The sequence below is a fragment of the Devosia sp. genome (genome assembly GCF_036406155.1).
Classification (GTDB): domain Bacteria; phylum Pseudomonadota; class Alphaproteobacteria; order Rhizobiales; family Devosiaceae; genus Devosia_A.
In genome coordinates this window covers 1-4,493 of the sequence record NZ_DASWVV010000018.1, presented here as the reverse complement: position 1 = coordinate 4,493, position 4,493 = coordinate 1, and the positions used below count along the sequence as shown (strand labels likewise).

Here is a 4,493-nt window from a genome sequence, read left to right as displayed (position 1 = left end):
GGCGCTGGCGGCGGAGTACTTGGCCGGCGCCCGCCGGCTGGCGCCGCCGCCGCTGCGCCTGCTCGACACCATGCCGCTCAATCTGATGCAGATCGGCTTCATCCGGCTGGCGCTGCCCAATGCCGTGATCCTGCACTGCGTGCGCGACCCGCTCGAACACGCCGTCGCCATCTACCAGAAATATTTCGGCCGCCCCGGCTACGAGTTCTCCACCGATCTGGGCGATCTCGCCGCGTATTACCGTCTCTACCGCCGGCTCATGGCGCACTGGCACGCCGTCTTCCCCGGCGCCATCCTCGATGTCGACGTCGCCGCCCTCCGCCGCGCCCCGGAGGCGCCGATGCGCGCCATCCTCGATTTCTGCGGCCTTGACTGGCACCCCCCCTGCCTTGCCCCCTTCGACCCCGAGCCGGAAATCGGCCCATCCCCCCCACCCGCCGACCGCCTGGCGCCCTACCGCGACCTCTTGCAGTCAGGACTCCTCTCCCGCGACTCACAGTCGGGACTCCTCTCCCGCGCAGCGGGGGAGGGGGACCACGCGTAGCGTGGTGGAGGGGGCGGAAATCTCAACCGGAGGAGCGGGCCGCCGCGTCCCGTATCGCCGCGAGCACCACCGCCGGTCTCTGCTCGACCTCCTCCACTGAGAACCGCAGCGTCCTTATGCCCTGTTCGCCGAGCCAGGCGTCCCGCCGCGCGTCGGGCGCCGCCCGTTCCGCATGCACCGGCCCGTCGACCTCGACGCACAGCCGTGCCGTGGCGCAGTAGAAATCGAGCACATACGAGCCGAGCGCGTGTTGCCGACGGAAATGCAGGCCCAGCCCGTCGCGCCGCAGCAGCGCCCACAGCGTACGCTCGGGCAGCGTGAGGTTGCGTCGCAGCAGCCTCGCGCGCTTCTGGGTCAGGATCGGTGCCCGCATCTGCCCCCCGTGGCGTTGCCGCCCCTTCCACCACGCTACGCGTGGTCCCCCTCCCCCGTAAACGGGGGAGGGCCCCCGACTGCTGGTCTCTCAGTCAGGACTCCTCTCCCCCGCAGTCAGGACTCCTCTCCCGCAACGCGGGGGAGGGGGACCACCCGAAGGGTGGTGGAGGGGGCGCGCCGCCGCACTCGGTCGCCCCCTCCCCAACCCTCCCCGCAAGGGGGAGGGTGTGCCGTTGTGCGCTGGGCACCATCGTGCGGAGCCTGGGGATTGCCGGGCCGATACGCGGAGTTCGCCGCCCACCCTCCCCCGCGTGGCGCGGGGAGGGCCGGGGAGGGGGCGGCCGCCAATCCCCTCCCGTTCACACTTCTTAACAACCCGTTTCCGCATCTGTGGTGAATCTGCAACAGGGCAGGGACAACCACATTGTCGCCACGCTTTTGGCCGCTGGCCGCGGTTGCGTCCCCGGTCGGCTTGCGTATGGTTGGTCTTGCGAATCCATGCATGGGATCGTTTGTCGGTCGCAACGCGACGACAACACACACTAAGAAGTGTGGTCGCGTTTCGGCAAACCGCTGGGCAACCGGCACAAAGAATGACTGACTTTGGAGGTCAACAATGAAAATCAGGAGCCTTCTTCTGGGTTCTGTTGCCGCGGCGGGTCTCTCGACCGGCGCATTTGCGGCTGACCTGGGCGTGCTGACGTCGCTCGACGTCTGCGATGCGCTCGGTCTCTCGGGCCTGACGATCTCGTCGGACACCAACTGCCTGCAGATCACCGGCGGCGTGAACTATGCGTTCAGCTGGGGCGACTACCAGGATGACGCCCTGCTCGGCGTGACGGAAGACGACAGCACGTCCGTCCTCAACGACGGCTGGACTGACGACGAGGACTTCAACCTCGAGTGGGATTCCCGCCTCGAGTCGTGGATCCAGTTCGTCGCCACCGCCGACAGCGACTTCGGCCCGGCCAAGGCCGTCCTGAAGCTCAAGGACGTCAAGGACATCCGCTTCTACGACGAAGGCCACCTGTCCTCGACCACCGGTTCCGACACCGGCGGCGTCATCATGGACCAGGCCTATGTGGCGATCGGCGACTCGACCGTCATCATGGCCGGTAAGAAGTCCTCGATCATCAACTTCGGCGACGACGCCCCGCTGAACTTCCTCGGCCTGTTCAACTCCTCGAACGTCGATGTCGGCGTGAAGTGGGACGAAGTCGTGGTCGACGAGTTCGTCGATGACGGCGGCGTCGTGATCCAGGTCACCTCCGACCTCGGCAACGGCCTCTCGATCGGCGTCGGCCTCGAGAACCTCAATGACAGCAACCCGGCCCAGGCCGGCGTGCTGGCCGGCGTCATCGCCTATGCCGGCGACGGCATCTCGGCCCACGTGTCCGTGGCCGGCGGCGGCGTCCTCGACGGCACCATCGAGAACTGGGGCATCCATGCCGGCTTCACCGGCACTTTCGACGCCTTCAAGGTCGTCGCCGCGGTTGCCGCCGACGACACCGAGTACTGGAACGCCCTGGCTTCCGTCTCGGCCACGTTCGACATGTTCACCCTCGCCATCTCCGGTGAGGCTGCTGCTGACCGCGACCCGGCCCTGAAGGGGACCAGCGCCGCGATCACTGGCGACACCGACTACGGCTTCGGCGCGTCGGCCGGCTTTGCCGTCACCGATGGCGTGAAGATCAACATCGGCGGCCGCTGGTACCACGATGCCTTCGAAGACAACAACTTCTACCAGGTCGCGGCGCAGGTCGTCGCCACGGTCACCGAGAGCATTACGCTCACGGGCGAAGTCGGTATGTACGCCAGCGACGTCGACACACTCGCCTACGGCGATGCCGGCGAAGCGAACGCCGAAGACGCCTTCTACGGTTCGGCTCAGGTTGCCTGGGCTCCCGGCGGCGGCTTCACCTCGTCCCTCAAGGGCGAAGTGTACTCGAACGGTGCCTACAAGGCGACGTTCAAGGCTGCCAAGACCTTCGAGTAAGGGTTTCCCTTACACCGATACGAGGGAGGCCCGGCTTTTGCCGGGCCTTTCTTTTTGCGGGGGTGCAGGCCGCCATGGGCCATTCAGGCGCGGTTCATCAGGGCGGCGGAAATGTGGCCACCACCGTGCTTTCGCGCCGCCGCCGGACGCGCTAAAGGACGGGACGGAATCGAGTTTGCAGGGGTTGGGATGAGCGGCGTGTTTCTGCGGTGGGGGGTGCCGGGCTTCGTCACCGTGGTCGGCGGCACCGCGCTCGCCGTGCTGATGACGGGCGAGAACATCGCCGCCGACCTCACCTCCCGCACCGACGCGGCGCTATCCGAATCGCGCCTGTCCTGGGCCTCCGTCAGCTTCGAGGGCCGCGACGCCCTCGTCACTGGCACCGCCGCGTCGCCGCAGATGGTCGCTGATCTGGTGGCACGCGTCGCCGCCGTTCATGGCGTCCGTTCAGTCACTTCCGGCATTGTCCTCGCCGAACAGGTGAGCCCGTTTCCCTTCGTCGCCCGCGTTGATGCGAGCGGCGTCGCGCTCTCCGGCGGCGTGCCGGACGAGGCCGCCCACGCCCGCATCGCACGCGCCGCCGGCGCCGCCAGCGACGAATTGCGCCTCATGTCCGGCGCCCCCGAGCGCGCCGCCTGGCAGGCGGCCGTCGAGCACGGCCTCGCCTTCCTCGCCCTGTTCGACGAAGGCGAAGTGCGCCTCGCCGACCTTACTCTGTCGGTTGCCGGCCGCGCCCGCTCCGCCGACGCCTGGGACGAACTGTCCCGGCTGGCGCAAACCGCGCCGCCGCCCGGCATCCGGGTCGCCGCGCTCGACCTCGCCCCGCCGCTCGCCGCCCCCTTCGAGTGGCGCGCGAGCTTCGACGGCGCCCGGCTGACCGTTTCCGGCCACAGCCCGAGCGAGGCCTTCGTCGAGCGCCTGCGCGCCATCGGCGGCGAAGCCGTGCCGGTGTCGACCAGCCTGGTGCTGGCTTCCGGCGCGCCCGCAGGTTTCGAGGCGACCGCTCTGGAATTGCTCGAGAATCTTGTGCGGTTGGAAGAGGGCTCGGTGACCGTCAGCGATGCCGTCATGGTCCTTGCCGGCACGCCGGGCGACCGCCAGACCGCCGCCGAAGTCACCGTCGCCGCCAACGAAGTCGGCGCCGATGTCGAACTGGCGCCGCCGCGCGTCGCCCTCTATGAGTTCACCGCCATCCGCCAGGGCAGCGCCGTCGTCCTCGACGGCTACGTGCCCGACGCGGCGACGCAGGCGCGCCTCGATGCGCTTGCCGGCGTCGACGCCTCAGGACTGGAACTGGCCCGCGGCGCTCCCGAGCGCTTCCAGTCGGGCGTCGATTTCGTGCTCGAGGCGCTCAGCCACATGAGCGCGGGGCAGGGCGCGCTGCGCGGCACCGCCATCACGCTGTCCGGCCGGGCCGCCACCACGGCCGACCTGGCCGCGCTCAAGACCAGCATCGCACTCGGCGCGCCGCAGGGCCTGAGGCTGGCGGCGACCGAAATCGAGCCGCCGCTGCTTGTTCCGCTCGCCGCGCCCGTCGAGGCGGAGGAGCCGCCGCCGCCGGAGGCTGCCGCGGTCGAG

The 4,493-nt window shown here is 69.2% G+C and carries 4 protein-coding genes; 3 read left to right on the top strand and 1 reads right to left on the bottom strand.

Annotated features, from left to right (window positions below; all coding sequences use genetic code 11):
• On the top strand, nt 1-544 hold a 544-nt coding region (locus VGD93_RS01060; protein ID WP_395008324.1), incomplete at its 5' end, for a sulfotransferase family protein.
• A gap of 22 nt (nt 545-566) precedes the next feature.
• On the opposite strand, the gene VGD93_RS01055 is transcribed toward VGD93_RS01060, so the two are convergent.
• Nucleotides 567-917, bottom strand: coding sequence for an endonuclease domain-containing protein (locus VGD93_RS01055; RefSeq protein WP_395008323.1), 351 nt, complete (start codon nt 915-917; stop codon nt 567-569).
• Nucleotides 918-1,535: 618 nt separating this feature from the next.
• On the opposite strand from VGD93_RS01055, the gene VGD93_RS01050 reads away from it, so the two are divergent.
• Nucleotides 1,536-2,915 carry a hypothetical protein gene (locus VGD93_RS01050; protein WP_395008322.1) on the top strand — a complete coding sequence of 460 codons (1,380 nt, stop codon included), beginning with the start codon at nt 1,536-1,538 and terminating at the stop codon, nt 2,913-2,915.
• A 189-nt stretch (nt 2,916-3,104) separates the two neighbouring features.
• Nucleotides 3,105-4,493: hypothetical protein (locus VGD93_RS01045; RefSeq protein ID WP_395008320.1), on the top strand; the 1,389-nt coding region annotated here is incomplete at its 3' end.